We start from the raw sequence: 26,361 nt of genomic DNA, 5'->3' as shown, positions 1-26,361 counted from the left end.
TATGCAGAAGAAAGCGCTCATTATCGGAGGAAGCGGAGGTCTGAGCGGCCGTCTGGCTGCATTGGCGAAAGAAAAATATGAAGTCTGGGCGGTCACCAGAGGGCAGCGGCCCTTAGGTGACGGGATCCATCTTCTGAAGGCCGGCAGAAACGAACCTGAGAATTTCCAGAAAACGATTTTAGATGCGGATACCAACTGGGACATTGTCTTTGACTGCATATGCATGAATGAAAGACATGCCTTACAGGATTTAGATATATTTCCCGGTGTAACGAAGCGTCTGGTAGTGGTCTCCACGGATTCTGTGTATGATCCCCTCAGAAAAGATACACCGCAGAAAGAAGACGGATATTTCGTAGAGGAGGATGGTGAACCCGAGACACTCACGTATGCAGGCAACAAACGCCGCATGGAACTTATGATCTGTCCGCCCTGTCGGAGGCGGGAGTGCGTCTGCCGGGTACTGCCCTTGAGACAGGGTTGAAAATACAGTTAAAATCACTGGGGTATCTTTATAATCATTTTAAGCTCATAAATAAATCCCATCTTTTTTAATCTTTCAATCAGTGCTATAATAAGAATTGCAGGGCCGTGCTTACTGCGGCCCTGTAATTTTATGCAATGATTGGAGTGAAACCTATGAACATCGTACTATTAGAATCCCTGGGCATCCCGGACAGTCTTTTAAATGAATACGCAAAGCCTCTGACGGATGCCGGTCACTGCTTCACCTCCTATCCGAAGGATACGGATCCGGAAGTCCAGATTCAGCGGGCCAAACAGGCAGATGTCATCATGATTGCCAATATGCCTCTGTCCGGGCAGGTAATATCCGCCTGTGAGCATTTAAAATTTATAGATGTTGCGTTTACAGGTGTTGACCACGTAGACCTGGAAGCAGCAAAAAAAAGAGGAATCAAGGTCAGCAATGCAGCCGGATACTCCACCGAAGCCGTGGCAGAGCTTTCGATCTGCATGATGCTCTCTCTTCTTCGCAATGTGCCTCAGGTGGAAGCCCGGTGCAGGGAAGGGAAAACAAAGGACGGCCTGGTAGGCTGCGAGATTATGGGAAAAACAGTGGGCATCATAGCGCCGGCGCGATTGGTACAAGGACTGCGGAACTTTGTTCTGCCTTTGGCTGTAAGGTTCTCGGATACAAACGGCGTCTGACCGGGAGCGAGCCTTCATTTATTGAATTCGTATCCCTTGACGAGCTGTTATCCTGTTCTGACATTGTAAGCCTTCATTGTCCTTTAAACGATGATTCCCGCCATTTAATAAACCGGGACACCATTGCCAAAATGAAAAAGGGGGCATACCTAATCAATGCCGCCAGAGGACCTGTGGTGGATTCCAATGCTTTGGCTGACGCGTTAAATAACGGCTATCTTTCCGGCGCCGGAATCGATGTCTTTGAGACAGAGCCTCCCCTTGATCCGGAACATCCTCTACTTAAAAGCAAGAATACCATTGTTACCCCTCACGTGGCCTTTGCCTCGGTGCAATCCATGGATGCCCGGGCAAAAATCGTCTTTGACAATATTAAAGACTGGATGGAAGGCTGTCAGTCAAACATCATTCTTTAAAATATTTGCCGGGTAAAAAATAAGAGAGTTTTTGTCTCATTTGTATAAAAAAATACTTGTAATTCAGAATCTTCGTGCTATAATTTAGACATGGGGATATAGCTCAGTTGGGAGAGCGATGCGTTCGCAACGCATAGGTCATGGGTTCGAGTCCCACTATCTCCATGTAATGGAAGTATAGCTCAGCTGGGATGAGCGTTCGCCTCACACGCGAAAGGTCATGGGTTCGAGCCCCATTACTTCCATTCGTATACGCCTCAAGATCCTTGATTTATATAGGGTTTTGAGGTGTTTTATTTTCACCGCTTGAATACATCAAATATCAGAATACATTTTTAATCATATCTAATATTTCATCCTTTGGTAATGGATTAAAAATATAACCTAAAGTGGTTTGTGCGTCGGCATATCCAAGCAAAGTCCTTATTTCATCAATAGGTACTCCATTTGCTTCAATCTACTTGCAAATGTTTTCCTTTTCTTGTGAGTGGACTTTTGTGGGATACCAGCCTTTTCGCACGCTCTCAACAAAGCTCTACCAACAGAGTGTGTATTCAAATGATTATTCTTTTATGAATATATAATCGAATTTAATGTTATTACTCTCATGTTCCAATAATGGCCTGGCAGAGGGAATCGTAAATAAAGTCAAAGTAATCAAACGAATCATGTATGGCCGAAATAGCTTTCACTTATTAAAAGCAAAGTTGCTATTAAATGAATATTACTATCAAATCAACTGACTTTGGAAAGAACCTATTTGACGCTTACTTTTTATCAAATTGAAGAAGCTATGTACTGATTTAAAAGTCAGTACATAGCTTCTTAGTTAAAACGAGCATTCCTAAAACATTTAAGTTTAGTAGGTCTGTAAATAAAGATATATCATTTGATGTAAATCCTAACATTGTCACATTAATATACCTTAGAATTTCATTACTATTACGAAAAATAAATTTACCTATTTATTAATGTATCTATTACATTGTCTTTTTTAGAGAGATACCAAGAAAGACAATACTCTAAATCCATTATATATTGGTCAGCTATCTGGTCAAATCCCCACCTTTTTTGCTGGTCGGATTCCTTTTCCATAAGAGTTTTAAAATTCTGTTTTTCATGGGCATCCTCAGTTTCGAGTATCCGAGAAGCGATTCTCCGGACGTAAGACGGTTCCTTTCCTGGGGCATTTTGTTCCCTTAAATGCACACTCAGTGCTATCATTTCAACCGGAGAGGCATTTTCTGGATTTACATTATTTATATAAATTTACTCGTAAAATTATTCCCTTGCTTATCCCTTCCTATAGCCAAAATGACAGGATTCTCTTTTGTAGAAGTATCATCATACTTCATATGCAGAGGCTGATTTGTTAGACAATGAACCACGCTATACAAATAATCAGGTCTTAGATTATCCACGTTTTCCTCTGGTCTTATCTTTTTTTATTTCCGAAGAAGTATTCAATTGAAAAATATTATCTTCAACATTTCTAGCAGTTGGATAACTTAGGGGTTTTGTTACATAGTTATTGCCAATAGTTAAGCTCATTTAAAACCTCCAATATCAATATATTGATTAGTATGTAACTGTACCAGTTTTCTCTATAGTATTATATGGAGAACCATAAGAAGTAACTTTAATTCTAAATGTATGTTTTCCCGACGTAACAGGCCCACAGTCATAATAGCGTTCAAAACCAATCGGCGTGCCAGCATAATTTTTTAATTACATCGTACCAAAATTCCTTTGTATTAACATTATCGTATGTGGCAACCGAGCCCCCATGCCCCATTGTTCTTACTACAAAATATACATGACCATTCATAGAATCTAGAGCAGGACTTCCAAAGTTCCTATTCCAAACTCCTTTTTCTATAATACTCACACTTGTGACCGGTTGTAGCGGCGCCCTCTGCTGTTTCGTTTCCAAAGCATTATCTGCCGCAAAAACATTCATTGAAAATAACATTAAAATAGAAATCGTTATTAATAATGTTGATATTGCTCTTTTCATATACTTTTTCCTCTCTTTCATACAGTAGAATTAATATCCTTACTTACCCCCTAAACTCCCATAAATAATACCATATTTATCCAATTAGATCAAGTGACGTGGATTCCAGTTCACGCCCATTTACAGTTAACTGGGACAACAAAATTTACATAGAAAAGGATAGGAAATCCTTATAAAATCCTGATTTTATCTAATCATTGCATCTTATGTGAATCCCTCTTTCGGCGGTGCCTTGTATGGATGCCCTCTTTGTGGTGAGCTTAAGTTTGTTCCTTTCCGCTGCCATTCCAAGTTTTGCCCTACCTGCGGCAACAGATATTGTATTGACCGCTCAACAAAGATGGCCTTTACGGTAATTCTGCTTGATTTTCTATGGGTTCGAGCCCCATTACTTCCATTATCCCACGAAAAACAAAACACCGGGTTTCCTTGCAATATAAGGAATCCCGGTGTTTTTGTTTTTCGTGAAACATGGTTATTTTTCAGATTTTGACACTCAAGCGACACTTATCCACAATAATGTGGAAATAATTGTGGATTGATTGTTAATGTCTGAATATTCGACACAAAGTCTCAAATTATTATAGGTTTACTGTCATTAATTATCCACAATCGGAAGGTGAGACAAGTCTGATGGCATGTTACCAGCTTTATGCTGATAGTTAGAAGCTGTCTCATTTATTGAATTAAATATCTGCTAATATGCATCGATCATTTTCACTTTTTCCTCCCGCCCCATCAGTTCATAATAATTACGCCATTCTTCAAGGGAATGCAAAGGAACTTCAATACCATTTACTTTTGTATAATCATTGATTTCTCCCTTTTTCAAAGGAAAATAATATTCCTTATCATTATTAACAATAGTAAAACCTGCCATTACATCAATATCAACGCCATCAACAATGAACTCCATAAAACTTTTGGATTTGTATTTAAGATTTGGATTCGGCTGCTGAAGGGTTCCAAGGGATAACAAAACATCTTTAATTATTTCCGCATCTTCTTCAGCCGCAATAATATCTATATCATGAAATTCAGATGTGATTCCTTTGAAGTACAGCAGCAAAGAGGCTCCAATGGCCCATGTGACATTTTTCTGATTTAATTCTTTCGCAATTTGTGATAATACCATCAGCTTGTTTTCTATACTTTCCATATCAATATCCCCCTTGAATTACTATTTAGGTACTATTTTATCCCAAAAACTACCAGCAATCAATATTTAGCTTCCAATGTACTATTCTTACTTTCACAAACTCTTCACAATTTTCCTGTATATTAAAGACTGTAAAGAGGCCAATAACCTTAAAAGTAGTACCTTTTTTTCATATCAGCCGGCAGGATCTCTCCCGATCTCGCCGGCTCCCTCCCTTTTTATCACACAAATCTTTGATTACCTTACTTATTTCAGTAAAAAACTGTCAACTAAATATTAATCGTTGGCAGCTTTCTCCGTAGTATCTGTCTCCTGTCTGAACAGTACCTCAAAAAACTTCCAATATCCTTCCATTAACCTCGCGTTTTCAGCTTCCCGTATATACTCCACCAGCTTTTGCCAAACAACCTGTTGCGCTCTTTTACCCATGTACAGCAAAAACACCGGAAATCCCTGCTTCCGCCAGGATTCCGATGTTTCTGTTTTTCGAAAGTTATTGATCTTTTTCTTACCCTGGTACTCTTTTCTGCAATTAGTATTTTCCCAGTTTCATATGTCCTGCAAGTTCTGTTTTTGATCTTTGTTTAATTACCCATGCTTCATCCTTTGCCTGGGTAAATGCGGAAACACATTTAGGATCTAAATTATCCTCAATTCCTTCCTTACTTAAAGCAATGATCTTTTCTGCCAATGTGATGATTTCCATATGAATGGCATTGGTCCGGTCAGAACGATAGATTTTCTCTGCATCTTCGTCACTGAGCTCCTCAAATTTCTCTGCACCCATTTTACATTTTGGACATTTTTCCGGTGCGGTCTCTCCTTCATAAACATAGCCACATACTGTACATCGAAACAGCTTCATAACAATACGCCTCCTTGATCAAAGAATATTTTTTTATTTCCTGATAAATATTATATTACCTGCTATGCCGTATTTGTCAATCCATAAAAGACATATTAACCCATTCCCTTAAGGTTTTAGCAAATTAAGGCGCTTGGGCAAACAAGCTCCTCTTCCAGCTCCGTCCCTTGTGCCTACAAGGATTCCGGTGTTTTTGTTATCAGCGAAATGCCGTGCAAATTCCTGCTATCAGCAATCAGCAGGATCAGACAGCCGCAGTGTCAAAATCTTTTACAGATCTAAATTAAAACAAACCTCTATGCTGCTCATAATAGCACTCCTGCTGCATAATATAAAACAAATGCTCCTTTTGAGTCAGACCTGGAGGCTGAAATTTGGAAAAAGTTCTGGACAATAACTACTATGACCTTATTATTAATAACGTTTCAATCCCAATGTATGCTTCCGAGGATAACATTACTACGCTGAATTTCAGGCACTCTCTGCTTCATGTCCCTAAGGAAAACTCGGATCCCTGCAACCTGGGCCTGTATCCTTATCACAGCTTTCCGACGCTCTATGTGATAACCTCTACTGTCAGCATTGAAAAATCAGGGATCGGCACCGTACAGAGAAATCCTTTTTTTAGGCCTGTTTGGGAGGGGAATCATCGTTGGAGTTATAGATACCGGAATTGATTACCAGCACCAGGCCTTTCTTTATAATGACAACACCACCAGAATTCTCTCTATCTGGGACCAAACCATCCAGTCCGGTCCCATTCCCGAAGGATTCACATTTGGTACCGAATATAGAAGAGAGCTTATCAATCTGGCCTTGAGATCAGATAACCCATTATCCATTGTGCCTTCCGTTGACACCAACGGCCATGGCACATCGATCGCAAGTGTAATCGCCGGCAAGCCAAATGCGGATGGCACCTTTTCCGGCGTTGTTCCGGAATCCGAACTGGTGGTTGTAAAGCTGAAGGAGGCAAAGCAAAATCTCAAGGAAATCTTTTTTTGTGCCGGATGATGCTCTTTGCTTTCAGGAATCTGATATTATCCTTGGAATACGCTATTTAAATTCCTATGCGCAAAGCATCAGCCGCCCCGTGGTCATATGCATTGCATTGGGAAGCAGCCAGGAAGGGCATGACGGCAGCGGCGCCCTCAGTAATTACTTAAACTATCTGGGAAGACTTCCCGGAATCGGCCTTTCCGTTTCAGCCGGAAATGAAGGAAATAACCGGAGGCACTACTTTAACAACACCACAGAGCCTCCATTTTACAATGACTTTGAATTAAGGGTCGGGGAACAGGATAAATTATTTTCCATGGAAATATGGCCTTACGCCCTTGGACGGTTCGCCGTTGATATTTCAACTCCAAACAGGGAATCCACCCAGTTGATCTATCCCACCATTGGCTCCTGCAGAATGTTCAACTTCATTTTTACCCCAAGCGTACTTTGGGTAAATAACTTTATCTTTGAGGAGGAAACCGGGGACCAGCTCATATTGCTGCGTTTTAGAGACGCCCTGCCCGGAGTCTGGAGCATCCGGGTCCAAAGTGTTGAAAATGAGCCGATCTCCTTTCACTCTTGGCTGCCTTCCGGTAATCTTATTTCAAATGAGACTTTTTTTTCTTAACCCGGATCCGGATACCACCATAACCTCTCCCGGCAACGGCCTTCATCAGCTGACAGTTACTGCCTATAACCAGTTTAATGACAGCATACTCCTAGAATCAAGCAGAGGTTATACAAGAAGCGGACTGGTCAAACCAGATATTGCAGCTCCAGGCTACCAGCTGCCCTGTGCTGTCCTGAGGAATCAGTACGGAACAATTACCGGAACAGGAGCCGCCGCCGCTCATACGGCCGGCGCCATTGCCATGATCTTAGAATGGGGAATTTCCAGAGGGAATTATACATCCATGACAGGATACGATGTGAACCGCCTTCTTATAAGAGGCGCCAGGCGGGAAGGTGCCAATGTTTTTCCAAACAACATATGGGGATATGGCCAGCTGGATGTAAATAATCTGTTCCGAAGGCTTACCAATGTATAATCTGTCTGCCGGGACCGGCATAGGTCCCTGGCTCCAGGGTTTCAGAATGAGCGGGCAGACAAGGTCTGGCAGCCGGATACGCATAAGGGTGTCCCTTTCTATGAATATCATAGTTCGGGGACACCCTTTAAAATTTGGTTTTTCACGTCGTTTAATTCATTAAGGATATGTGATATTTAAACTTCCGGTAAATCTTCCATATAATAACTGCCGGCATACTGAAAAACAGATACAGAGTGGACACTCCACCTATGATTGCATAGACAACAATCAATAAAATAATAATGGCATTCATATATCACTCCTCCTTTTTATGTCTTTATTTTAGTAAAAATTACCATAAAAAGGAATAGAGAAAAGACAATCTTAACACCATCTTAACAAAGCGTTGCCGTTGACAATCCACACGGATCACCTTTATAATGAAATTTGCTTGTATTTTTAATATAAGCAAACGGTTGATGAGTTACTATACGAAGGGAATGATAAATATGGCAGAAGTGACAATGTGTCAAAGCTGTGGTTTACCTTTTAACAAAGAACACTCTCATTTCATTGCAATAGAACCTGACGGAAGCAGATGCATTTCCTGCACAAATTGTTATAAAGACGGAGAATTTATTGCTCCTGAGCTATCGATGGAAGATATGACTGAGATGATTGTACCTATTTTAGGGAAGGCCATGGGCGAGGAAGAAGCAAGAAAAGAAATGACAGCTTTGCTGCCAACCCTTAAACGTTGGAAGTAATTATAAGCGGCATAAACTTTAATAAAACTGCTGACATTGACAGTCAGCAGTTTCTCTATTTTCCTGTCAGAATCCATGAGGCAGATTACTTTCTGTCGGAAGCCAACAAAGCATAATAACACAAATCAGAGATCCCTTGATTATTACGGCCTGCCTGCCGCATCGTCCCCTCATATCTCATACCGCATTTCTCCATAACAGCTCCGGAATGGGGGTTTTGGGTATCATGCCTTGCTTCTATGCGGTTCATTCCCACCTCATCGAATAAATAGTCCATAACACGCTTAAGCGCCTCAGAAGTGATTCCCCTGTGCCACCACTTACGGCCGATGCAATACCCTATCTGGGCTGCAGCAATGCTGTCATCCCGGTATACCACGCTTATGGAGCCGATCGGCTCACAGGGGGATTCCCTTAAAGCAATTGCCCACTCATAATTATCTGCCACAGAGTAGCCGTCCACCCATTTTTTCAGTACCATCCTGGTAACAGCAACATCCTGGTGGGCCGGCCATGTCAGATACTTTGTAACTTCGGTATCAGAGGCCCAATTTTTATACATCGCTTCCGCATCTCCTAAGGTAAACCGCCTTAATACTAACCGCTGAGTTTCCAAAGATTCCGTTCAAGTGTTTCATGGCTTTTCCCTTCCTTCCACTTTTTTCCAGCTATTTGTACCATAATACTAGAAAAGCTTTGGGCAGTCAATATTAAGCTTTTAACATCAGCATGAATAGAGGGAAAACACCCCGCTTAATTGTGTCATTATTTTTTTCCTGAGTCTTGAATAATAGGTATCTTCCATGGGAAGCTTTGGCCTTAATACATGGTCACGGGCATAGTAAGCTCCCTGGACAGCAGGTGCTGTGGGTATGGTAGTGATCTCTCCAATTCCCTTTGCACCATATGCCACTCCAAGCAAATCTTTCTTTTCCACGTAAATGGCATGAATATCGGGAATCTGGTCAGCTCTCATTAAGCCAAGGGTTCCGTATTTTACCTGGGGAACACAGTCCTTTAAGGGCCAGTCTTCTGTCAGGGCATAGCCTAGGCCCATCAGAACTCCCCCTTCGATCTGCCCCTGTATTGCAATGGGATTGACCACCTTTCCGGAATCATGTGCAGCGTAAACTTCCTTTACACATCCTTCATCATCTATAATGACCACATGGGTCGCGAACCCGTAGGCAACATGGCTTTTCGGATTAGGCTTGTCTGCCCCCAGCTTATCTGTAGGTTCAAAATATTCTGCAAAAAAACACCTTTCCTTCAAGGGCAGCTAAATCTCCGTCTGCCTCCTGCAATGCCTGACTTAAGTCTAAAGCAGCCATGCGGACCGCTTCTCCTGTAACCAGGGTTTGGCGGGAACCTGATGTTGTTCCCGAATCAGGCGCCACTTCCGAATTTGAGCCCATGTTTTTAATTCGCTTTCTTGGCAGGCCGGTTGTCTCTGCAACCATCTGTACAAATACCGTAGCGCATCCCTGGCCGATATCGGAAGCTGCCGCATAAATTTCCACGATGCCGTTTTGAACCGCCAGCTTTGCCCGGCCTTTATCAGGCAGGCCAACGCCTACACCTGCATTTTTCATAGCACAGGCAATACCCGCCCGTCCCGAATTCTGTTCATAGGCTTCCCGTACCGCCTCCAGGGTCTCTTTCAAAGCCGTTGAGCAGTCCGCAATCTGACCGTTTGGCAAAACTTTGCCCGGCTCAATGGCATTGCGGTAACGGATTTCCCAGGGGGATATCCCTACCATCTCTGCCAGTATATTAATATTGGATTCCAGGGCAAATTCACTTTGACACACACCAAACCCCCTGAATGCTCCTGCCGGCGGATTATTGGTATAATATCCAAAGCCCCGTATATCTGTATTCTGATAGCAGTACGGTCCCACTGAATGGGTGCAGGCACGCTCTAATACCGGCCCGCACAAAGACGCATAAGCGCCTGTATCAAAGTAAATCTCACAGTCCAATCCGGTGAAAATACCATTTTCATCACAGCCAAGTGTAAAGGTTCCCTCCATGGGGTGTCGTTTTGGGTGGTAATTCAACGATTCCTGGCGGGAAAATTTCACTTTTACCGGGCGCTTTACCTTCAAGGCAGCCAATGCAGCAATATGCTGGACCGACACATCTTCCTTTCCGCCGAATCCGCCGCCTACCAGCTTATTTTCAACTACAATGCAGTCCTGCTGGTCTTCCCAGTTTAACATCATGGATATTTCATGTCTGGTATCATACACCCCTTGATCCGTAGAATACACTTTTACTCCGTCTTTATAAGGAAATGCAACGGCGCATTCCGGTTCCAGAAACGCATGCTCTGTAAAAGGCGTTTTATAGCTTCTTGTTACCACGTATTTAGAATTTTCCAGGGCCGTTTTTGCATCCCCACGGGTCACATGGCGTGACTGGCATAAATTTCCATTTGGATGAATGGCAGGGGCTCCTTCCGCCTTGGCTTCATGAACGTTTCTGACCGGCTCCAGTTCTTCATAATCAATCTGGACCAGCTTTTTGGCTTTTTCCAGTATTTCTTCTGTTTCAGCAACAACCAGACAGATTGCATCACCGACGCAGCGGGTGATATCTCCTTTTGCGATCATTACATCCCAATCGTGCTGGATATGTCCGACCTTGTTGTTTGGAACATCCTCAGCAGTTAAAACTGCCAGCACTCCCGGCAGAGCCAGAGCCTTTTCCGTATGAATATCAAGTATCCTTGCCCTGGGATATTTGGAACGGACCGCCGAGGCATGTACCATTCCATCCAGGACCACATCATCCGGATACTCGCCATATCCCAGGACCTTTTCCCTGACATCGATACGAAACGCCCGCTTTCCTACACCAAAATCGTCACCTGTTTCCAAATCCTTTTCTATTGTCTGTTCCCCACGGAAAATTGCAGCCGCAAGCTGGATGCCTTCAATGATTTTTTTGTATCCTGTACACCGGCAGATATTCCCCTTGATTGCCACCTTGATCTCCTCTTCCGACGGATCAGGATTTTTATCAATCAGGGCTTTTCCCGCCATGACCATACCGGGAATACAAAATCCGCATTGAACCGCACCTTTGGACCCAAATGCATAAACAAATGTCTCCTTTTCTTCACTGCTCATCCCTTCTATTGTTATAATATTGCGTCCCACCGCCCTTTTGGTGGTCAGAACACAGGCCTTTACCGCCTTGCCGTCTACAATAATGGTACAAGTCCCGCAGGCTCCCTCACTGCAGCCATCTTTCACTGAAAAAAGCCGGAGATCATCACGCAGATACCGGAGCAATGATTTATCCTGTGATGTTTCACACGTTCTTCCATTTACAGTAAAACTATATATTTTATCTTCCATTTCCTCACAAATCCTTCTCTACCGCATTTTTATTATTTTTCTCACTGTCCATGACTGTTTACAGCACCGTAAAAATCCCATCCCTGTCAACAATGGTGCCCCGTGGACATTTTACCGCACACATTCCGCAGCTGATGCATAGATCTTCGTCAATGACTGCGCAATTATCCGTCACATGGATTGCCTCTACCGGACAGTTTTTCTCACAGATCCGGCAGGAAATACAGCTCACCTGACATACTCCTTTTGCATCTGCTCCCTTGTCATGGTTGGAACAGCGGGGCATGATCGCTAAATCCGGCGGGATCAGGCGAATCAGATTTTTGGGGCAGGCCTTCACACATAGGCCGCAGCCCACACATGCTTTTGGATCAACCTCAGCCGTTCCATGGGAATTAATATGAATGGCCTTCAGCTGCAGGCAGAAACACAGCTGCCGAATCCAAGGCAGCCGGAGGAACATTTAAGGATTCCCTCCGGATAATTCTCCATAACACTGACACAATTACCTTCTATCGCGGTTCTATCTGTTATTTCCGCTGCCCGCCTGCCCCCGCTGCAATAGACCAAAGCAACCTTTTTTCTTCTTTTTCTGTTTCACAAGAAATTCATCCTTTCCATCCTTTTTCCATCCTTTTTTCATCCTTATTTTTTTGTAATTAACAAAATTTTTTAGATAAAGCTTTAACAAGCCTTGAAAAACTTGTTCAAATTGCCTAAAAACCAGGAGGATTTTTCTCTTTTTTTTCGATATAAACATAATAATATATCGGATTCAAAAAAATCAAGCTAACAAAAATTTTGATTTTTTATTTATGTTCCCCTTGCCACAAACCCAAAAACTTTGTATAGTAAATTTGAGGTGATGAATGATGCGCGTAATTGCAAGAGTAAGGATCGGAAAAGATAAAATTTTCATGGGTAAAGGCGTAAAAGAAATGTTAGATGCCATTGAAATGTATAAATCCATTAAAAAAGCAACGGAACACACGGGGATTTCCTATCCAAAGGCCATCCGGATGATCCGGACCCTGGAAGAAGAACTGGGTTTTCCTGTTGTTATTTCTGAAAAGGGCGGAAATGAACGGGGAGGAACCCGTTTAACAGATAAAGGCAAAGAAGTCCTTGAGACCTATCGCAGAATTGAGAAATCCGTGGACGAATATGCAAAAAAAGCTTGTCGAGGAAAAATTTCATTTTTAATATCCCAATGAGCAAGAAACGATTTTCCCGTATTTTACAGATCATTTTTCAAGAACGCATATTTTTTTCCAGCCACTGCGCATACTCAACTGGTGAGGTGATGATATGAAGCTTTTGAGTCTCTGCGAGATAATATTTCGGTGTGCTTTATTTGCGTTAGTAATTTTTCATGTTTTTAAACGGGAATTTAAGTTAATGAAGTCCGTTATTTTAGTATTTGTATTGTCATTCTTACCGGAATTATTAAATGCCTTATTTCGAATAAGAATTGATGCTTTCAGCATCATTGTGTATTTTATCATCATATTTATGGCGTTATACCTTGGAAGCTCTTTTCTTTTTTTATGATAAATATAAATGGTGGGACCGGGCAATACATTTCCTGTCCGGCATCGGGTTCGCGGGCTTTGGAATTGCAATTGCAGGCACAAGCTCCGGCATTATGAAATTGGTAATTCTGTTATTGGGCTTTACCTTTCCCATAACTCTTCATGTAATTTGGGAAGTACTTGAATATTTAAGCGATTGCATTACTCATGGAAATGCACAGCGGTGGCAGAAAATCAATGCATCCAATAATCATGTATCTGAAAAGGCAATTCAGCCTGCAGGTCTTGTGGATACGATGAATGATGCGATCTGCTGCATTGCCGGCTCTGGGCTTGCAGTCCTTATCTGGTGGTTTGTTATATAGCCATGAACCCAGAACTCATGAATATATTCCTATATGCTTCTGAATATTTTTCCCTAAAAACTTTATAATATCTTATAAAACGAATTGAGGTGATACTATATGCCAAAAGGAAATATTATTCCGGAAGCAAAGGCGGCCCTTGACCGGTTTAAGTATGAAATTGCAGAAGAGACCGGCTTCCCTATAAAAAGCAATGATTATAGTAAGATGACATCTTATCAATATGGTTATATGGTTAAAAAAAATGATTGAAGAGCAGGAAAAACAGATAATGGATCAATCTTTATGACAATTTTAAGCGTTAACAGCCAAATAACATTACCATATAAAAATCATATGATCAGAGAGGTCTAACCATGGGAAAATATAACAACGGTGCGGAATTACCGGTGGGTTTTGGGTTGGCACTTGAAGAATATAAAGCAATGGATTACTTTTTCTCCCTACCCACTCAAACACAACAGCAAATGATCGATCATACTCTTACGATACAGTCGAGAGAAGAAATGCTTGCTTATGTTCAGTCTTTAGTGGCGCCGAAATAAATAACAATCTCCAATTAAAAACAGCCACACTTGCAAAAAGGCAGATACCTTTCACAAGTGTGACTGTTTTTAATGAATCTCAATGATAAAAATAATCAGTTCTGTCATAAGCCGTGCGCTACCGGAGTTCATCCCTCCAGAATGCCACCCTCTTCTCATTAATCTCCTTTATCTTCTCCGGATCCACCTTGAAATTTCTCCTGATATCCATTAATCCATTGATTTCCTGCTGCACATCCGTGACCTGGGTATAGCAATAGCCGCATATATAGGGAATCTCCTTAATGGCTGTAGTAATGCTCTCAAACCTCTTTAAGAATTCCTCTTTTGTATTGACCTTGTTACCATATCCCCAGCCCTCTTCGTCCCCAGCAAATGCAATGCCGCCGAACTCGCTGATCATCACCGGCTGGCCCTTGTATGAAAAACCATTGGCAAAGGCTGATTTATAGGTGGAATGGTAAACCTCTGCCGTCATTATCTCATCCCTGTATTCTGTATAACGCTTCTTAAGCTCTTCCCCCTTCTCTTCGTAATCGTGGAGGGTGATAATATCTGAAACCGTATGCTCCCAACCATCATTGACAATCACCGGCCGGTACTTGTCAATGCTTTTCGTCAGATGATAAATCCCTTCCGTAAAATGCTGCTGGCTCCTGTCGGTCTCAACCTGAGGAACTCCCCATGATTCATTTACCGGCGTCCATGTAATAATGCAGGGATGATTATAATTCTGCTTTACAATATCCAGCCATTCCCTTGTAAACAGCTCCACTGCCCGGTCGGAGTAAACATAAGCAGCTGGCGCCTCACTCCAGACCAGCATCCCCTTAACGTCACACCAGTAAAGGAATCTTTCATCCTCTGTCTTCTGATGCTTCCTCAAACCGTTATACCCAAGAGCATGGATTTTATCAATATCTTCGATCAGCGCTTCCTCATCCGGCGGCGTTAAATGACTTTCTTCCCAATACCCCTGGTCAAGGATCAGCCTCTGATATAATGGTGCCCCATTTAAAAGAATGTTTGGACCATCGATCCGGATCTCACGCATTCCAAAGTAAGATCCAACCTCATCGCATACTTCTCCATCGTACCGGGTATGGAAGCTGATATCATAAAGCAGGGGATCCGCCGGGGTCCATGTGCATATCCCCCATGGATTATCTGCCTCTGCCCCCTCCAGATCAATGAAAGCCTTTGTGGGATTTTTCCCTATGCCGGTCAAAGTCCTTGCCACAAACCTGCCTCCAAAGCTTACAACCGCCTCTACCTCCAGTCTTCTTCCATCAAGAGGGTCAGGACAATCCACGGTATATTCCAGTTCAAGCCTGCCTTTTGGCAAATTGGGAGTCATTTTCACCGATTTTAAGCTGACATCTGGTACATACTCCATCCATACGGTCTTCCAGATCCCCGTCGTCTGCACATACCAGCAGCCAAAGTTTTCAGAAACCCACCGCTGTTTTCCCCTTGGCTGCTGAGGATCCAAATGGTCCTCCGCCTTTACGGCCACAAGATTTTCCCCATCCTTTACAAGGTTCGTGATATCAAAGGAAAAACGGGAATATCCCCCTTCATGCATACCAACATATTGCCCGTTGATCCACACCTTTGTCAGAAAGTCGCTTCCCTCAAAATGCAGAAACAGCTTACTATCCGATAATTTTTCCTTCTCCGCCTGGAACCTGCGGCAATACCACACAAAATTGTGTACTCCTTCATCATGGATATTACTTTTCTTTGTTTCATAGGTAAAGGGTACGCAAATCTCTTTTTCCGTCTGTAAGCCCTCATACCAGCGCTGAACCTCTCCTTTATTGTCATCATCAAAATCAAAGTCCCAGATACCGTTTAAATTGATCCAGTCCCTGCGGACAAACTGGGGTCTTGGATAGTCCTTTTGATAGCATAGCATGTGATAATTCTCCTTTCCTCTTACCCGCCTGCTCTTTGGCAGAGCCCACCCCGCTTTACCGGGTGTTAAGGTATACCTGTAAGGTGTTTGTTTTTATTTAAGTCAGCCCTTAACGCCGGACATTGTGATTCCCTGGACGATCTGCTTTTCAAATATAAGATAAATGATAATGGCAGGAATGGAAGCGATCATATTCGCCGTCATCGGCTTCACATAATCCACGGTATAGGTTCCTGCAAAAATGGGAATGCCTACAGGCAATGTAAATTTACTGCTGTCCATGGCACAGAGCAGAGGCCACAGATAATTATTCCAGCTTCCGATAAATGCAAAAATACTGATGGTGGAAACAACTGCCTTTGATAAGGGCATGATGATCCGGGCGAAAATCGTAAGTTCTCCGGCTCCGTCGATCCTGGCGGCTTCTATGAGGGAATCCGGAATCCCCTTAAAAAAACGTCACCATGATGATCAGATTCATGGACACTGCCACAGACGGAAAAAGCAATCCTGCATAAGTATCGATCAGCTTTAATCCGTTGGCAGTGATAAACAGCGGCACAATAGTCGCTTCTCCTGGTACCATGAGTCCCAGCAAAAAGTAAATATACAGCTTATTTCTTCCCGTAAATTTAATTTTTGCCAGAGCATAGGCCGCCATGGCGGAAAAAAAGAATCGTTAAAACTGTAACGAGCACCGCAACGATCACGGAATTCAGCAGCCACCTGGCAACATCGGAGCCAATGATTAAGTCCACATAATTCCGAAAGGTGTAGGGAGGCGAAAACCAGCTGACCACGCTTTTGATCTGCTTCCCCTCATACTGCAGGGATACGAAAAAGGCCCAGAACACAGGTGCCAGAAAAAGGACACCCAGCAATGCGGAAAAAACAGTCAAAGCGACGCTCCCTGCCTTTACTTTCTTACGCTTCATCTTCCTTTTCCCCCTTCCTCTGAACCGCCTTCTGGATGAATGTACATACTACCAGAATGGCAAACAGCACATAGGACATGGCTGCGGCATAGCCATATTGTTTTTCGTAAATCCCGTCTCGTAAATATACTGGATCAAAGGCTTTGTGCTTCCTGCAGGCCCTCCCGCCGTAATCAGGTAAATCTGGCCGAACACTTTAAAGCTGGCGATGATCTGCAGCATGACGATCAAGTAGGTGGCTGGCTTTAACAGGGGCAGGACAATGGAAAGCAGCTGCTGCCATTTCGCCGCTCCGTCAATCTCTGCCGCCTCATAAATCTCCAGGGAAATGTCCTGCAGAGCCGATAAATATAAAAGCATGGAAAATCCTACGGTCCACCATACGGTCATCATGGTAATTACCGCCCATGCATGATTTGTGTCAATAAGCCACTGGATTTCCGATCCGGGTCTTAAAATCCCGGTCAGATGTAAAATTCCGTTTACAAAGCCCATATAGGGCGCAAACATATATTTTGCAATAAAGGACGCGACAGAAACGGATATGATGCTGGGAAGATAATATGCGATCCTTAACCCCCGTCTGATCTTCACCGGCCGGTTGGCAAACAGCGCAAGTATCAAAGCCATGATCACCAGAAAAGGTACGGAAAGGATGACAAAGATGATCGTATGTTTCAGTGCGTCAACAAACTTCTGATCCGATAAAAATTTAATATAATTATCCAGCCCTACAAATTTTACCTTACCCATTAAGGACCACTTATGCAGACTCACATACAGCCCCTGAATAACCGGCCATATGGTAAAAACCGTATATAAGACCAAAAAGGGAAGGCACAATCCCAGGCCCGTAGCCATATCTCTTTTTTTTCTGCTTCTGCTCAAATTCCTGTCCTCCCTGACCATGCAATCCTTTTTATAAAGAGGGGAGAAATATTCCCCCCTCAGTTTCATTAAAAGTTACGGAAGGTTTGACTCAAGCTCATCATAAAGGGCATCAATACCGGAGGCAGCATCTCCCTTTCCAGTCCAGATAGTATCCAGGCTGTCGATCATCCCTTTCTTCATTCCGTTAAAGGTAGATACCTTTGCCGGAAGAACTGCTTTTTCTACCTCAGACATGTAGCTGCTTCTGTATGGAAGGGCCTTATAGGCGTCGCTTGCAAGAACCTCCTTGCATGCCGGAATCTGTCCGGAGCTGGCCCAGGTCACGCCGCCATTCATGGAAGCCCCTGCCATGAATTCCACCGCTGCCTTGCTGTCGGCCTCATTCCTGGAGTTCTTTGTAGGAAGAATGAAGGTATGGGAATCAGCCCAGCAGTTATCGGTATCAAAAAGCTTAGGGAATGCCATGGGTACAAAGCTCAAGTTATCCGTCTGCTCGAAAGCGCCCACTGCCCAGGTTCCGCTGATGCAGATTCCTGCTTTTCCGCTCTGGAAAATTTCTGGTGGTCATCAATGCCTTCTGCAACGTATCCCTTATCATACAGTCCCTTTACAAACTCCGCTGCTTTTACTGCCTTTTCCTTATCAAGAGTGACCTTTTTGCCGTCATCGCTGACAATAGGAGTTCCTCCCATCTGGAAATAGGCTGCCCACCACAAACGGTATGGATCATCTCCATTATTGGTAATGGAGATGGTAGTTCCGTCTTCCGGGATCACAGACTTGATCTTATCGCAGACTGCATAGAAATCATCCACGCTCTTAATATCAACGGCTCCCGACGCATTTAAGGCCACACCGGCCTTTTCCAAAATCTCTTTGTTGAAATACATGATCTCCGCATGAGTATCCAGAGGCACTGCATAGATCTCTCCGTCAAAAGTCACGGCATCAACAGAGGCCTGTGAATAATGCTGGCTTAAATCGATCCCCAGCTCGTCAAGATAAGAAGTGATGGGCTGTACCACACCGTCTTCCACCAGCTGCGGCAGAGAGGACGCATGGGAAATACCGATATCCGGCCCTTTTCCGGCAGCAACCGCTGTCTGAAGCTTTGTATAATAATCCGCCCATACCAGCATAATGGACTGAACCTGCTTAGTCGGATTCGTGCCGTTATACTCCTCAATCATCTTATTCATGAAACCGCCGTCGCCGCCGCTGAACAGGGACCACATGACCAGCTTGTTGGCGTCTACCGCCACCTGCTCCGGATTGTTGACCGTTCCGTCATCATTGACATTTTTTGTTTCTTCTGCCGTACCTGCCAATATTTCCCCTCCTGAAGTCTCCTTGCTCTCCTGTTCCCCTTTCGTTGCCTGGGCACCCGAAGTTGTCTGCGTTGATGCGCTGCTTCCGCATCCTGACATTGCTGCCATAACCAGTGCTGCTGCACCTAATGCTGCCATCCATTTCTTGCCCTTTCTCATAATTACCTCCTTGTTTTGTTTGATTTACCGTGCAAACTATAAAACAGCCTGTCGCATTTCGCCTGATAAAAATTCATCTAGCAACAGTAAAACTGTTTCAATACATCAACAATACACCTTCCAGTTGTGTAAGTCAATATATTATCTCATAAACGATATAATAATTTGTATATTTTTTTCTATTTACAACAATATTACTGTTTTATTATTTGTTTCTTACATTCAAAAAAATAGAATTCCTGTTATAATACAAGCCCTCCCCCTTTCTTGCACATGGCAACGAAAAACAACCATCCGGAAAATATGCATATTCTCCAGACAGTTGTTTTACCTATCGTCATATATCATCAATATTCGATTTCCATAATAATATCCTGGGCATAATCCCCAAAGGTCTTTCCAAAAAGATTAAAGCCACCCTCATATTTTGCATTCTTTTTATTCCCAATGGCCATGCTGATAAAGGAGTTCTCCGATAGCCCGATATCATTGACCGTGACCATGGAAGCCCGCTCCCCGTTTATATAGCTTCCGTCTTCCCTGATCTCCCATTTTACCAAAAGGCCGTACTGGGTAGATCCATTGGGCCATAGGGAAGGCGTTAATCTCCCCCTTCTGGACCCGAAATCCCCTGGACTGCACCAGGTAGCGCACTCTATGCCATTTACCCACATGGTGATGTCGGACTTCCAGTCCTCCGCGTACCCAGGCGCTTCCGAACATATCTCCATACAGAAGGATACCCGCACCGGCTGTTTCCCTGAGGGAAGCTGATCGGGAAAACGGTATTCCACGTGCCCTTTTGAGGTCCATAAGAGACCGGCATCCAGCCGCTCCGGCAGATAAAAGCTGTATACCTTGTCCTCCATTCCTACCACACCAAAAGGCGTATATAAGCCGCAGGTAGGAAAAATGCTGCAGTCCACAAATGCTCCCACAGGCATTTCAACGCTTAATACCTCATTAATCTGGCTGCTTCTCGGCAGAAAACAGAGATTGGCATAATCCTGTTTCCGGCTGCAGACCTTCATGGTTCCATGGCTTCCCGGCTGTTCTTCCATGCGGATTAAATCCGCTGCCTCAAGCAGCTTTAAATGGAAAGCGGCGCTGGACTGGGGAAGATCAAGAGCTTCCGCAATCTGGCTTATAGAAAAATTATCCTGGTATAACAGCTTTATGATCTCCAGCCGGACAGGCGAAGAGATCGCCTTGCCGAATTCGCAGATTTCCTTGATATTTTCCAGAGTATACTCCTTTATTTTTGCCATGCCGCCTATCTCCTTTCATCCTTTTCAGCGCCCGGCGCGAAAAGGCTTTGCAGGTTCAACCTTGAGGGGTTGGGATCCATGACTTACCGGCCCTCATGTTTGATACTTATCATACATTATCTCCTGTAATGCTGTCAATCCCGGCCGCCGGTCTTTTACGTCTTAAAACATTCCATGGATCACCGAATTGCTGCTGTTAGGAAATTGTTATAATTTCCAGGATTATTTCCAAAACAAAAAAATCTTGCTGAATTATGTCTAATCTTATGATAAAATGAAAAAAAGTTTCTTCATTAATAAATATGGCCATAATAATATAAAATCCTGCTATATGGCACTTATTTTCATTCGTGATGAAAGAATAATAAAAAAGGAATCTTATGGAAGAATAGGACTGGTTAAATTATGGAACCGAAATTAGAAAAGAAATATGGTCTTTTTACAGCCATTGCAATGGTTGTAGGTATCGTCATCGGAAGCGGTGTGTTTTTTTAAGGCGGAAAAGATCCTTACGGCAACCGGGGGCAATTTAAAAGACGGCATCCTGGCATGGGTGATCGGCGGCATCATTATGATTTCCTGTGCTTACACCTTTTCTGTCATGGCTACCAAATATCAATATATCAATGGTGTGGTGGATTACGCGGAAGCAACAATGGGAAAAAAATATGCCTATTATGTCGGCTGGTTTATGGCTGCAATTTATTATCCCACAATCACCTCGGTGCTTGCATGGGTCTCCGCCCGGTACACCTGTGTAATCTTTGGCTTTTCCATTACAGGCGGAGAATGTATGACCATCGCCTGCCTTTACCTTATTTCAAGCTTTACAATGAATGCTTTGTCTCCTGTTCTGGCAGGGAAATTTCAGGTGAGCACCACGGTCATTAAACTGATCCCACTTTTTTTTAATGGCAGTTGTCGGAACGTTTACAGGACTTCGAAATGGTATGACCATGTATAATTTCACCCATTACGTGTCCCAAAGCACTTCCAACGGTTTGTTTACAGCTGTTGTGGCCGCCAGTTTTGCCTACGAAGGCTGGATCATTGCAACCTGCATTAACGCAGAATTAAACAATGCAAAGAGAAATCTTCCCCTGGCTTTGATAGCAGGTACATTTATTACCATGTCCGTTTATATCCTGTATTACATTGGTTTGGCCGGAACGATTAAAAATGAAGTGATGATGGCTGGCGGCGAAACCGGCGCCAAGCTGGCATTCCAGACGGTTTTCACCTCTGCAGGCGGTTCCCTTTTGTTTGTGTTCGTCATCATTTCATGCCTTGGAACTTTAAACGGGCTGATGCTTGGCTGCACACGTGGATCTATTCCATTGCTGCAAGAGGCCTTGGCCCAAAGCCCCGGGTTTTCAGCCAGGTTGACCCGGCAACTAATATGCCTGTTAATTCCGCAATTATGGGCTTGTTTCTTTGCGGTATCTGGTTATTTTATTTTTACGGGGCAAACCTGACCGCCAGTTGGTTCGGGTTCTTCAGCTTTGATTCTTCGGAATTGCCCATTATCACAATTTATGCCCTGTACATCCCTATTTTTATTATGTTCATAGCAAAAGGGAAAGGGCTTAATTTTTTCAACCGGATACTTATGCCCTGCATTTCCCTTGCTGGCTGTGTATTTATGATTGCTGCCGCCTGGTTTGCCCATGGAATTGCTGCGGTTGCTTATCTGATTGTATTTTTTTGCTATCATGCATTTGGCGCTGTGCTTTTGCAGAAAGCAAAACTGCCGTTAAATAAGGTACCACATAAATAAAGAATGAATGTGAAATTTAAAAGTCCTGCAGATCCGGATCTTTATACGGCAGGCATGGACAGGAATGGAACAAAGTATAAAAATATTGTGCCGCTTCATAGCTAAGCCTTAGCTATGAAGCGGCACCTCTTTATTAAACACCGTCATGTTTATTTCCCATTTTGTAATCATCTCTAGCCCAGTTTGGAGCATTGACTGTACCAGCTTTCTCATGCCCATTTTTCGCAGCGCCCTGGATTTCCGGCACCTTGGCCTGCTCATTCTTTGGACGATGCATTTTCTCATGATTCTCCGTTCCATGATTGTTTGAATCATAAGGACTCGGTCTTCTCATACCTGCTTTTGCCATAATGATACCTCCTATCTGTCAATAGTTTTTGTATTTCCACAGAAACTATACAGAGAAAATCAGGAGATGGACGGCAAATATTTTTTTATTATGATTATTGCAGCCTGTCAATATCTTCTAACAGCCTGTATCCCACTCCCATCTCTGTTATAATGTATTGAGGATTTGACGTATCTTTTTCTATTTTCCTCCGCAGGTTTGCAACATTAACCCGAAGGCTTTGCTTTTGTTTACATAAGGCCCCCAAAGTTCACGGCATAAAAATTCATGGGTCAATACAGTACCTGCATTAATAGAGAGCAGGACGATAATCCGGTATTCAATAGGGGTTAAATGTACGGTTTCTCCGGCCACCGTTACGATCCGCTTATCATAATCAATATATAAATCCCCAAAACGAAAAGGATGATTCACTTTGCTGTTCTTTATTTTCGATATATGTCCTCTCCGCAAGGCAGTTCTGATTCTTGCTACCAGAATTGCATTGTTAAAAGGTTTTGTAATATAGTCATCTGCACCACTGTCAAGAGCCGTTACAATGAACTTGTCTTCATGCCTGGCCGAAATAATAATAACAGGAACCATGCTCCAGCTCCTAATAGACTTCAGTACTTCCATGCCATCCATATCCGGCAGCCCTAAATCCAGTAAAATTAAATCCGGGCAATGAGAAGAGGCAAAGGAAATGGCTTCTTTTCCATTGACGGCTTTCAGTATCCTATAGCCTTGCAATTCTAATTTTACAGAAATGAATTCGATGATTGCGTCCTCATCCTCTACTATCATAATAACGTGTTTATTTTCCATAGCAAAACCTTTCTGGTAAACTGTATCCCCTGGACCGCAGGCGCAAACAATCTTTAAAAATTATTTCTCACTGCCAAGCGGTATTGTAAACATGAATTGTGCCCCGCCTTCTGGACGATTAGCTGCATATATCTCTCCTCCATGAGCTCTGATTATGGTTTTACAAATGGAAAGCCCTATCCCCAGATTTCTTGTCGAATCTTTATATGGGTTTTCCTGCGTAACCGTAAAATCAAATAGCTTGGGAAGAATCTTTGGATCTATTCCCGGACCGGTATCTGTTATTAAAAAACTTACAAAATCATCCTCTTCTTTTACTTCTATTACCACATCCGACCTTTGGCCTCCGGCATGTCTTTGAGTATTTTCCAAAATATTAATAATGACCTGAGAAATCAACATAATATCTATGGGAATTAAAATCACATATTCAGGCTGATTTATGGTGATTTTGGTATTAGGAAAGCGCTTGCGAAAAGTTGAGACAGCCTCTTCTATGACCTCTTCAACGATTTCTTCTGATTTATCAATCACCATGCCATTGTTCTGAACCTTTGTAATGGACAAAATGTTTTCAATCATATTCAAAAGCCATTGGGCATCATTTTGTATCCCCTCTGTCAGTCTGGCCTGTACCTCATAAGGAATCTTATTCCCTTCTTCCAGTAAAGTAGAACTTGCACCTATAATACCAGTAAGCGGAGTTCTCAAATCGTGAGATATACTTCTTAAAAAGCTGTTCTTTACTTTTTCCGTTTCCATCATCACCTTAGTTTCCTGCTGTTCCGCCATAAGACGGTACATCCTAAGTGCCTGAGCCGTTTGCTCCGCTATTAATTCCAAAAACATCTTTTGCTTTTTGTCCAAATCCTTTTCATTAAAAGAAAAAGCAAATACTCCATATGTTATGCTCTGAGTCATTATGGGCAAAAAGTAGCCATAGTCTTTATCATCCAAAGCTTCCTGCTTATCCGCAGCAAGCCTTACTAAATGAAATATTTCCTCTTTCGTAAAATACTCAATACCAACATCATCTTTTACATATGTGAAATAAGGATTCAACTTTCCCTCTGGTTTGATATCTTCAAAAAAAGCTACAGAATGAATAAGTTCATCCTTTAAGTAATCCATTGAATATCTTACAATTGTATGCAGATCCCTGGTAGAAAGAAGCTTCCGGTTAATACTGTATAGCAATTCAGCATGCTGGCACTTCTGCCTGGCATGTTCAGCCTGTGCCTTAATGCTGGTAGTAATAATGCTGCTGGTGAAAACTACAAGCAGAAGGATAATAAGAGTTAATGGAAAATTCACAGTAAAACTAAAACCAAATCTTGGTGAAGTTATTAAAAAAATCATAAGTAAATACTCCTATAACTGCTGATAACAATCCATATATATACTCTTCTGTAACAGCTGTAATAATAAATATTGCCATAGCCATTACAATGTTTATATTCTGGTATCCAAAATTATTACGGTAAAGAACTTCGCAGATAAGTAATGTACTGCAAAGAATACAGAAAGAGAAAATAATATTTTTAGCCTTTTTCTTATTCAAATCAACTCACCCTACACCTTTTCATATATTATTGACTAGATGCCCGGAATCATCTTTCATCTTCATACACTTATTATTATACATTATATCATTGTTTAACTGTGCCAGCTATAAATATTGTATTATCCGAACATGGAAATAAAAATACCTGCTATTATTGCTGAACCTATGGTGCTTGCAACAATCGGTCCCATTGCATGCATTAAAAGATGGTTTGAAGGATTGTATTTATGACCTAGCTTTTGTGATATTCTGGCAGCCATTGGCATCGCAGATACTCCTGCATTTCCAATGAGGGGATTTACCTTTCCTCCTGTTAATTTGCATAAAACTTTTGCTACCAGTACTCCTCCGGCTGTTCCCATTATAAATGCAAAAAGGCCTAAGATAATAATAAAAAGTGTTTTAATATTTAATACCCTCTCAGCCGTTGCACTACCTCCAATGGATAAGCCAATTAACAGGGTAAGCAGATTCAGCAAATCCCCCTGCAGCATTTTGACTAACCTTTCTGCCACGCCGCTCTCTCTGATAAGATTACCAAGCATCAGCATTGCTATTAACGTTGCAGCAGAAGGTACGAAGATTAAAACCAGCAAAGTAGTTACAATAGGAAAAAGAATTTTCTTTCTCCTGGACACCTTTTTAGGCATAGGCATAATTATCACTCTTTCTTCTCGGGTGATAAGTGCTCTCATGATAGGCGGCTGAATAAGAGGAACCAAAGCCATATAGGAATACGCTGCAATAGTAATCGTCGGAAGCAGATGGCTTGCCAGCTGCTTTGTGATATAAATGGAAGTCGGACCGTCTGAACTTCCTATTATTCCGATAGCTGCCGCTTCCTGTATGGTAAAGTTTCAAAGCCGGGGATAAAATGAGAAATTACAGATCCTATGCCTAATGCTCCAAACATCGCCGCAAATATACCAACCTGGCCTCCAAGACCAATTAACGCTGTTTTAGGCGATGATATTAATGGACTGAAATCTGTCATTGCACCAATACAGATAAAAATCATGGGAGGATAAATTCCAAGCTCAATGCCCTTATACAAATAATAAATCAATCCGCCTTCATCATAAGAGGACAGACCCGCAATTGATATATTGGCAATAATCATTCCAAATGCCA

The 26,361-nt window shown here is 42.6% G+C and carries 28 protein-coding genes, 2 tRNA genes and 4 pseudogenes; 14 read left to right on the top strand and 20 right to left on the bottom strand.

Annotated features, from left to right (window positions below; all coding sequences use genetic code 11):
- Window position 1: 1 nt before the first annotated feature.
- The 5 genes from JCM10519_RS14545 to JCM10519_RS14530 all read left to right on the top strand — a co-directional run bounded on the left by JCM10519_RS14545 (window position 2) and on the right by JCM10519_RS14530 (window position 1,831).
- Window positions 2–484, top strand: a complete 483-nt coding sequence (locus JCM10519_RS14545) for a hypothetical protein (RefSeq protein WP_054740042.1) — start codon at window positions 2–4, stop codon at window positions 482–484.
- Between the two features lie 155 nt (window positions 485–639).
- A complete protein-coding gene (locus JCM10519_RS30235; protein ID WP_347844292.1) occupies window positions 640–1,170 on the top strand; it encodes a hypothetical protein in 531 nt (176 codons plus the stop codon).
- Window positions 1,056–1,586: an NAD(P)-dependent oxidoreductase gene (locus JCM10519_RS30230; RefSeq protein WP_347844347.1), complete on the top strand. Its 531-nt coding sequence runs from the start codon at window positions 1,056–1,058 to the stop codon at window positions 1,584–1,586. Before JCM10519_RS30235 ends, JCM10519_RS30230 begins: the two co-directional genes overlap by 115 nt.
- 92 nt (window positions 1,587–1,678) lie before the next feature.
- A tRNA-Ala gene (locus JCM10519_RS14535) sits at window positions 1,679–1,751 on the top strand.
- Window positions 1,752–1,757: 6 nt separating this feature from the next.
- Window positions 1,758–1,831 (top strand) — tRNA-Val (locus JCM10519_RS14530).
- Between the two features lie 1,168 nt (window positions 1,832–2,999).
- On the opposite strand, the gene JCM10519_RS30225 is transcribed toward JCM10519_RS14530, so the two are convergent.
- The 4 genes from JCM10519_RS30225 to JCM10519_RS14510 form a co-directional block, all read right to left on the bottom strand.
- Complete coding sequence (locus JCM10519_RS30225; RefSeq protein ID WP_347844291.1) at window positions 3,000–3,137, bottom strand: hypothetical protein; 138 nt, start codon at window positions 3,135–3,137, stop codon at window positions 3,000–3,002.
- 142 nt (window positions 3,138–3,279) lie between these two features.
- Entirely contained in the window at window positions 3,280–3,603 is a 324-nt protein-coding gene (locus tag JCM10519_RS14520) for a hypothetical protein (protein WP_347844290.1), read from the bottom strand.
- 697 nt (window positions 3,604–4,300) lie between these two features.
- Complete coding sequence (locus JCM10519_RS14515) at window positions 4,301–4,762, bottom strand: hypothetical protein (protein WP_054740037.1); 462 nt, start codon at window positions 4,760–4,762, stop codon at window positions 4,301–4,303.
- Between the two features lie 532 nt (window positions 4,763–5,294).
- Window positions 5,295–5,627 carry a rubredoxin-like domain-containing protein gene (locus JCM10519_RS14510; protein ID WP_054740035.1) on the bottom strand — a complete coding sequence of 111 codons (333 nt, stop codon included), beginning with the start codon at window positions 5,625–5,627 and terminating at the stop codon, window positions 5,295–5,297.
- A gap of 582 nt (window positions 5,628–6,209) precedes the next feature.
- On the opposite strand from JCM10519_RS14510, the gene JCM10519_RS30220 reads away from it, so the two are divergent.
- Genes JCM10519_RS30220 through JCM10519_RS30210 form a run of 3 tightly spaced genes read left to right on the top strand, consistent with a single transcriptional unit; the run spans window position 6,210 to window position 7,678 of the window.
- On the top strand, window positions 6,210–6,641 hold the full coding sequence (locus JCM10519_RS30220; RefSeq protein ID WP_347844289.1) for a S8 family serine peptidase: 432 nt from the start codon (window positions 6,210–6,212) through the stop codon (window positions 6,639–6,641).
- Entirely contained in the window at window positions 6,631–7,257 is a 627-nt protein-coding gene (locus JCM10519_RS30215; RefSeq protein WP_347844288.1) for a hypothetical protein, read from the top strand. Before JCM10519_RS30220 ends, JCM10519_RS30215 begins: the two co-directional genes overlap by 11 nt.
- A complete protein-coding gene (locus tag JCM10519_RS30210; RefSeq protein WP_347844287.1) occupies window positions 7,238–7,678 on the top strand; it encodes a S8 family serine peptidase in 441 nt (146 codons plus the stop codon). Before JCM10519_RS30215 ends, JCM10519_RS30210 begins: the two co-directional genes overlap by 20 nt.
- A gap of 151 nt (window positions 7,679–7,829) precedes the next feature.
- Here JCM10519_RS30210 and JCM10519_RS30205 read toward each other — a convergent pair whose 3' ends face one another.
- Complete coding sequence (locus JCM10519_RS30205) at window positions 7,830–7,973, bottom strand: hypothetical protein (protein WP_347844286.1); 144 nt, start codon at window positions 7,971–7,973, stop codon at window positions 7,830–7,832.
- 196 nt (window positions 7,974–8,169) lie between these two features.
- Between JCM10519_RS30205 and JCM10519_RS14500 the strand changes: the two genes are divergently transcribed.
- Window positions 8,170–8,427 (top strand): zinc ribbon domain-containing protein, encoded by a 258-nt coding sequence (locus tag JCM10519_RS14500; RefSeq protein WP_054740182.1) that lies wholly within the window; start codon window positions 8,170–8,172, stop codon window positions 8,425–8,427.
- An 85-nt stretch (window positions 8,428–8,512) separates the two neighbouring features.
- On the opposite strand, the gene JCM10519_RS14495 is transcribed toward JCM10519_RS14500, so the two are convergent.
- The 3 genes and pseudogenes from JCM10519_RS14495 to JCM10519_RS14485 all read right to left on the bottom strand — a co-directional run bounded on the left by JCM10519_RS14495 (window position 8,513) and on the right by JCM10519_RS14485 (window position 12,255).
- A complete protein-coding gene (locus tag JCM10519_RS14495; protein WP_347844285.1) occupies window positions 8,513–8,989 on the bottom strand; it encodes a GNAT family N-acetyltransferase in 477 nt (158 codons plus the stop codon).
- Window positions 8,990–9,151: 162 nt separating this feature from the next.
- A pseudogene (gene xdh / locus JCM10519_RS14490) lies at window positions 9,152–11,792 on the bottom strand (selenium-dependent xanthine dehydrogenase).
- Window positions 11,793–11,850: 58 nt separating this feature from the next.
- On the bottom strand, window positions 11,851–12,255 hold the full coding sequence (locus JCM10519_RS14485; protein ID WP_347844284.1) for a 4Fe-4S binding protein: 405 nt from the start codon (window positions 12,253–12,255) through the stop codon (window positions 11,851–11,853).
- 406 nt (window positions 12,256–12,661) lie between these two features.
- Between JCM10519_RS14485 and JCM10519_RS14480 the strand changes: the two genes are divergently transcribed.
- From JCM10519_RS14480 to JCM10519_RS14460, 4 genes and pseudogenes are all read left to right on the top strand, one after another.
- Complete coding sequence (locus JCM10519_RS14480; RefSeq protein ID WP_054740030.1) at window positions 12,662–13,006, top strand: LysR family transcriptional regulator; 345 nt, start codon at window positions 12,662–12,664, stop codon at window positions 13,004–13,006.
- A 311-nt stretch (window positions 13,007–13,317) separates the two neighbouring features.
- The gene (locus JCM10519_RS14470) at window positions 13,318–13,689 is read left to right on the top strand and encodes a hypothetical protein (RefSeq protein WP_054740026.1); all 372 of its coding nucleotides are present in this window, start codon (window positions 13,318–13,320) and stop codon (window positions 13,687–13,689) included.
- Window positions 13,690–13,788: 99 nt separating this feature from the next.
- Window positions 13,789–13,978 (top strand): annotated as a pseudogene (locus tag JCM10519_RS14465) (alpha/beta-type small acid-soluble spore protein).
- A 67-nt stretch (window positions 13,979–14,045) separates the two neighbouring features.
- Window positions 14,046–14,234 carry a hypothetical protein gene (locus tag JCM10519_RS14460; protein WP_054740025.1) on the top strand — a complete coding sequence of 63 codons (189 nt, stop codon included), beginning with the start codon at window positions 14,046–14,048 and terminating at the stop codon, window positions 14,232–14,234.
- A gap of 118 nt (window positions 14,235–14,352) precedes the next feature.
- Here the strand turns inward: JCM10519_RS14460 and JCM10519_RS14455 are convergent, their stop codons facing one another.
- From JCM10519_RS14455 to JCM10519_RS14435, 7 genes are all read right to left on the bottom strand, one after another.
- On the bottom strand, window positions 14,353–16,152 hold the full coding sequence (locus JCM10519_RS14455; RefSeq protein WP_054740023.1) for a sugar-binding domain-containing protein: 1,800 nt from the start codon (window positions 16,150–16,152) through the stop codon (window positions 14,353–14,355).
- Between the two features lie 102 nt (window positions 16,153–16,254).
- Window positions 16,255–16,566, bottom strand: coding sequence for an ABC transporter permease subunit (locus JCM10519_RS30200; RefSeq protein ID WP_347844346.1), 312 nt, complete (start codon window positions 16,564–16,566; stop codon window positions 16,255–16,257).
- Window positions 16,567–16,784: 218 nt separating this feature from the next.
- Window positions 16,785–17,087 (bottom strand): hypothetical protein, encoded by a 303-nt coding sequence (locus tag JCM10519_RS30195; RefSeq protein WP_347844283.1) that lies wholly within the window; start codon window positions 17,085–17,087, stop codon window positions 16,785–16,787.
- 48 nt (window positions 17,088–17,135) lie between these two features.
- Window positions 17,136–17,975: a sugar ABC transporter permease gene (locus JCM10519_RS14445; protein ID WP_347844282.1), complete on the bottom strand. Its 840-nt coding sequence runs from the start codon at window positions 17,973–17,975 to the stop codon at window positions 17,136–17,138.
- Between the two features lie 75 nt (window positions 17,976–18,050).
- Window positions 18,051–18,458 carry a hypothetical protein gene (locus tag JCM10519_RS30190; protein ID WP_347844281.1) on the bottom strand — a complete coding sequence of 136 codons (408 nt, stop codon included), beginning with the start codon at window positions 18,456–18,458 and terminating at the stop codon, window positions 18,051–18,053.
- Window positions 18,455–19,465 carry an extracellular solute-binding protein gene (locus JCM10519_RS14440; RefSeq protein ID WP_347844280.1) on the bottom strand — a complete coding sequence of 337 codons (1,011 nt, stop codon included), beginning with the start codon at window positions 19,463–19,465 and terminating at the stop codon, window positions 18,455–18,457. Before JCM10519_RS14440 ends, JCM10519_RS30190 begins: the two co-directional genes overlap by 4 nt.
- Window positions 19,466–19,812: 347 nt before the next feature.
- A complete protein-coding gene (locus JCM10519_RS14435) occupies window positions 19,813–20,733 on the bottom strand; it encodes a helix-turn-helix domain-containing protein (protein ID WP_054740021.1) in 921 nt (306 codons plus the stop codon).
- A gap of 405 nt (window positions 20,734–21,138) precedes the next feature.
- Between JCM10519_RS14435 and JCM10519_RS14430 the strand changes: the two are divergent.
- Window positions 21,139–22,510, top strand: a pseudogene (locus tag JCM10519_RS14430) (APC family permease).
- Between the two features lie 133 nt (window positions 22,511–22,643).
- Here JCM10519_RS14430 and JCM10519_RS14425 read toward each other — a convergent pair.
- The 5 genes and pseudogenes from JCM10519_RS14425 to JCM10519_RS30180 form a co-directional block, all read right to left on the bottom strand.
- Window positions 22,644–22,859: a hypothetical protein gene (locus tag JCM10519_RS14425; RefSeq protein WP_054740019.1), complete on the bottom strand. Its 216-nt coding sequence runs from the start codon at window positions 22,857–22,859 to the stop codon at window positions 22,644–22,646.
- Between the two features lie 94 nt (window positions 22,860–22,953).
- Window positions 22,954–23,666, bottom strand: a pseudogene (locus JCM10519_RS14420) (response regulator transcription factor).
- Between the two features lie 60 nt (window positions 23,667–23,726).
- Entirely contained in the window at window positions 23,727–24,797 is a 1,071-nt protein-coding gene (locus tag JCM10519_RS14415) for an ATP-binding protein (RefSeq protein WP_347844279.1), read from the bottom strand.
- Between the two features lie 552 nt (window positions 24,798–25,349).
- Complete coding sequence (locus JCM10519_RS30185; RefSeq protein WP_347844345.1) at window positions 25,350–26,051, bottom strand: sodium ion-translocating decarboxylase subunit beta; 702 nt, start codon at window positions 26,049–26,051, stop codon at window positions 25,350–25,352.
- Window positions 26,051–26,350 carry a sodium ion-translocating decarboxylase subunit beta gene (locus JCM10519_RS30180; RefSeq protein ID WP_347844278.1) on the bottom strand — a complete coding sequence of 100 codons (300 nt, stop codon included), beginning with the start codon at window positions 26,348–26,350 and terminating at the stop codon, window positions 26,051–26,053. Before JCM10519_RS30180 ends, JCM10519_RS30185 begins: the two co-directional genes overlap by 1 nt.
- Between the last annotated feature and the right edge of the window lie 11 nt (window positions 26,351–26,361).

Source organism: Clostridium sp. NkU-1, from assembly GCA_001312405.1.
Note: the sequence above shows the minus strand (reverse complement) of the source record. Positions and strands in the feature narration are given on the sequence as shown.

Excerpts from the sequence above, each read along its gene's own strand:
- JCM10519_RS14545 (WP_054740042.1), top strand. The coding sequence starts at position 2 with ATGCAGAAGAAAGCGCTCATTATCGGAGGAAGCGGAGGTCTGAGCGGC.
- JCM10519_RS14485 (WP_347844284.1), bottom strand. The coding sequence starts at position 12,255 with ATGTTCCTCCGGCTGCCTTGGATTCGGCAGCTGTGTTTCTGCCTGCAG.
- JCM10519_RS14495 (WP_347844285.1), bottom strand. The coding sequence starts at position 8,989 with ATGTATAAAAATTGGGCCTCTGATACCGAAGTTACAAAGTATCTGACA.
- JCM10519_RS14415 (WP_347844279.1), bottom strand. The coding sequence starts at position 24,797 with ATGGATTACTTAAAGGATGAACTTATTCATTCTGTAGCTTTTTTTGAA.
- JCM10519_RS14510 (WP_054740035.1), bottom strand. The coding sequence starts at position 5,627 with ATGAAGCTGTTTCGATGTACAGTATGTGGCTATGTTTATGAAGGAGAG.
- JCM10519_RS30225 (WP_347844291.1), bottom strand. The coding sequence starts at position 3,137 with ATGAGCTTAACTATTGGCAATAACTATGTAACAAAACCCCTAAGTTAT.
- JCM10519_RS30235 (WP_347844292.1), top strand. The coding sequence starts at position 640 with ATGAACATCGTACTATTAGAATCCCTGGGCATCCCGGACAGTCTTTTA.
- JCM10519_RS30195 (WP_347844283.1), bottom strand. The coding sequence starts at position 17,087 with ATGAAGCGTAAGAAAGTAAAGGCAGGGAGCGTCGCTTTGACTGTTTTT.
- JCM10519_RS30210 (WP_347844287.1), top strand. The coding sequence starts at position 7,238 with ATGAGACTTTTTTTTCTTAACCCGGATCCGGATACCACCATAACCTCT.
- JCM10519_RS14480 (WP_054740030.1), top strand. The coding sequence starts at position 12,662 with ATGATGCGCGTAATTGCAAGAGTAAGGATCGGAAAAGATAAAATTTTC.
- JCM10519_RS14455 (WP_054740023.1), bottom strand. The coding sequence starts at position 16,152 with ATGCTATGCTATCAAAAGGACTATCCAAGACCCCAGTTTGTCCGCAGG.
- JCM10519_RS14515 (WP_054740037.1), bottom strand. The coding sequence starts at position 4,762 with ATGGAAAGTATAGAAAACAAGCTGATGGTATTATCACAAATTGCGAAA.
- JCM10519_RS14500 (WP_054740182.1), top strand. The coding sequence starts at position 8,170 with ATGGCAGAAGTGACAATGTGTCAAAGCTGTGGTTTACCTTTTAACAAA.
- JCM10519_RS14460 (WP_054740025.1), top strand. The coding sequence starts at position 14,046 with ATGGGAAAATATAACAACGGTGCGGAATTACCGGTGGGTTTTGGGTTG.
- JCM10519_RS14435 (WP_054740021.1), bottom strand. The coding sequence starts at position 20,733 with ATGGCAAAAATAAAGGAGTATACTCTGGAAAATATCAAGGAAATCTGC.
- JCM10519_RS14440 (WP_347844280.1), bottom strand. The coding sequence starts at position 19,465 with ATGAGAAAGGGCAAGAAATGGATGGCAGCATTAGGTGCAGCAGCACTG.
- JCM10519_RS14520 (WP_347844290.1), bottom strand. The coding sequence starts at position 3,603 with ATGAAAAGAGCAATATCAACATTATTAATAACGATTTCTATTTTAATG.
- JCM10519_RS14425 (WP_054740019.1), bottom strand. The coding sequence starts at position 22,859 with ATGGCAAAAGCAGGTATGAGAAGACCGAGTCCTTATGATTCAAACAAT.
- JCM10519_RS30205 (WP_347844286.1), bottom strand. The coding sequence starts at position 7,973 with ATGAATGCCATTATTATTTTATTGATTGTTGTCTATGCAATCATAGGT.
- JCM10519_RS30180 (WP_347844278.1), bottom strand. The coding sequence starts at position 26,350 with ATGATTATTGCCAATATATCAATTGCGGGTCTGTCCTCTTATGATGAA.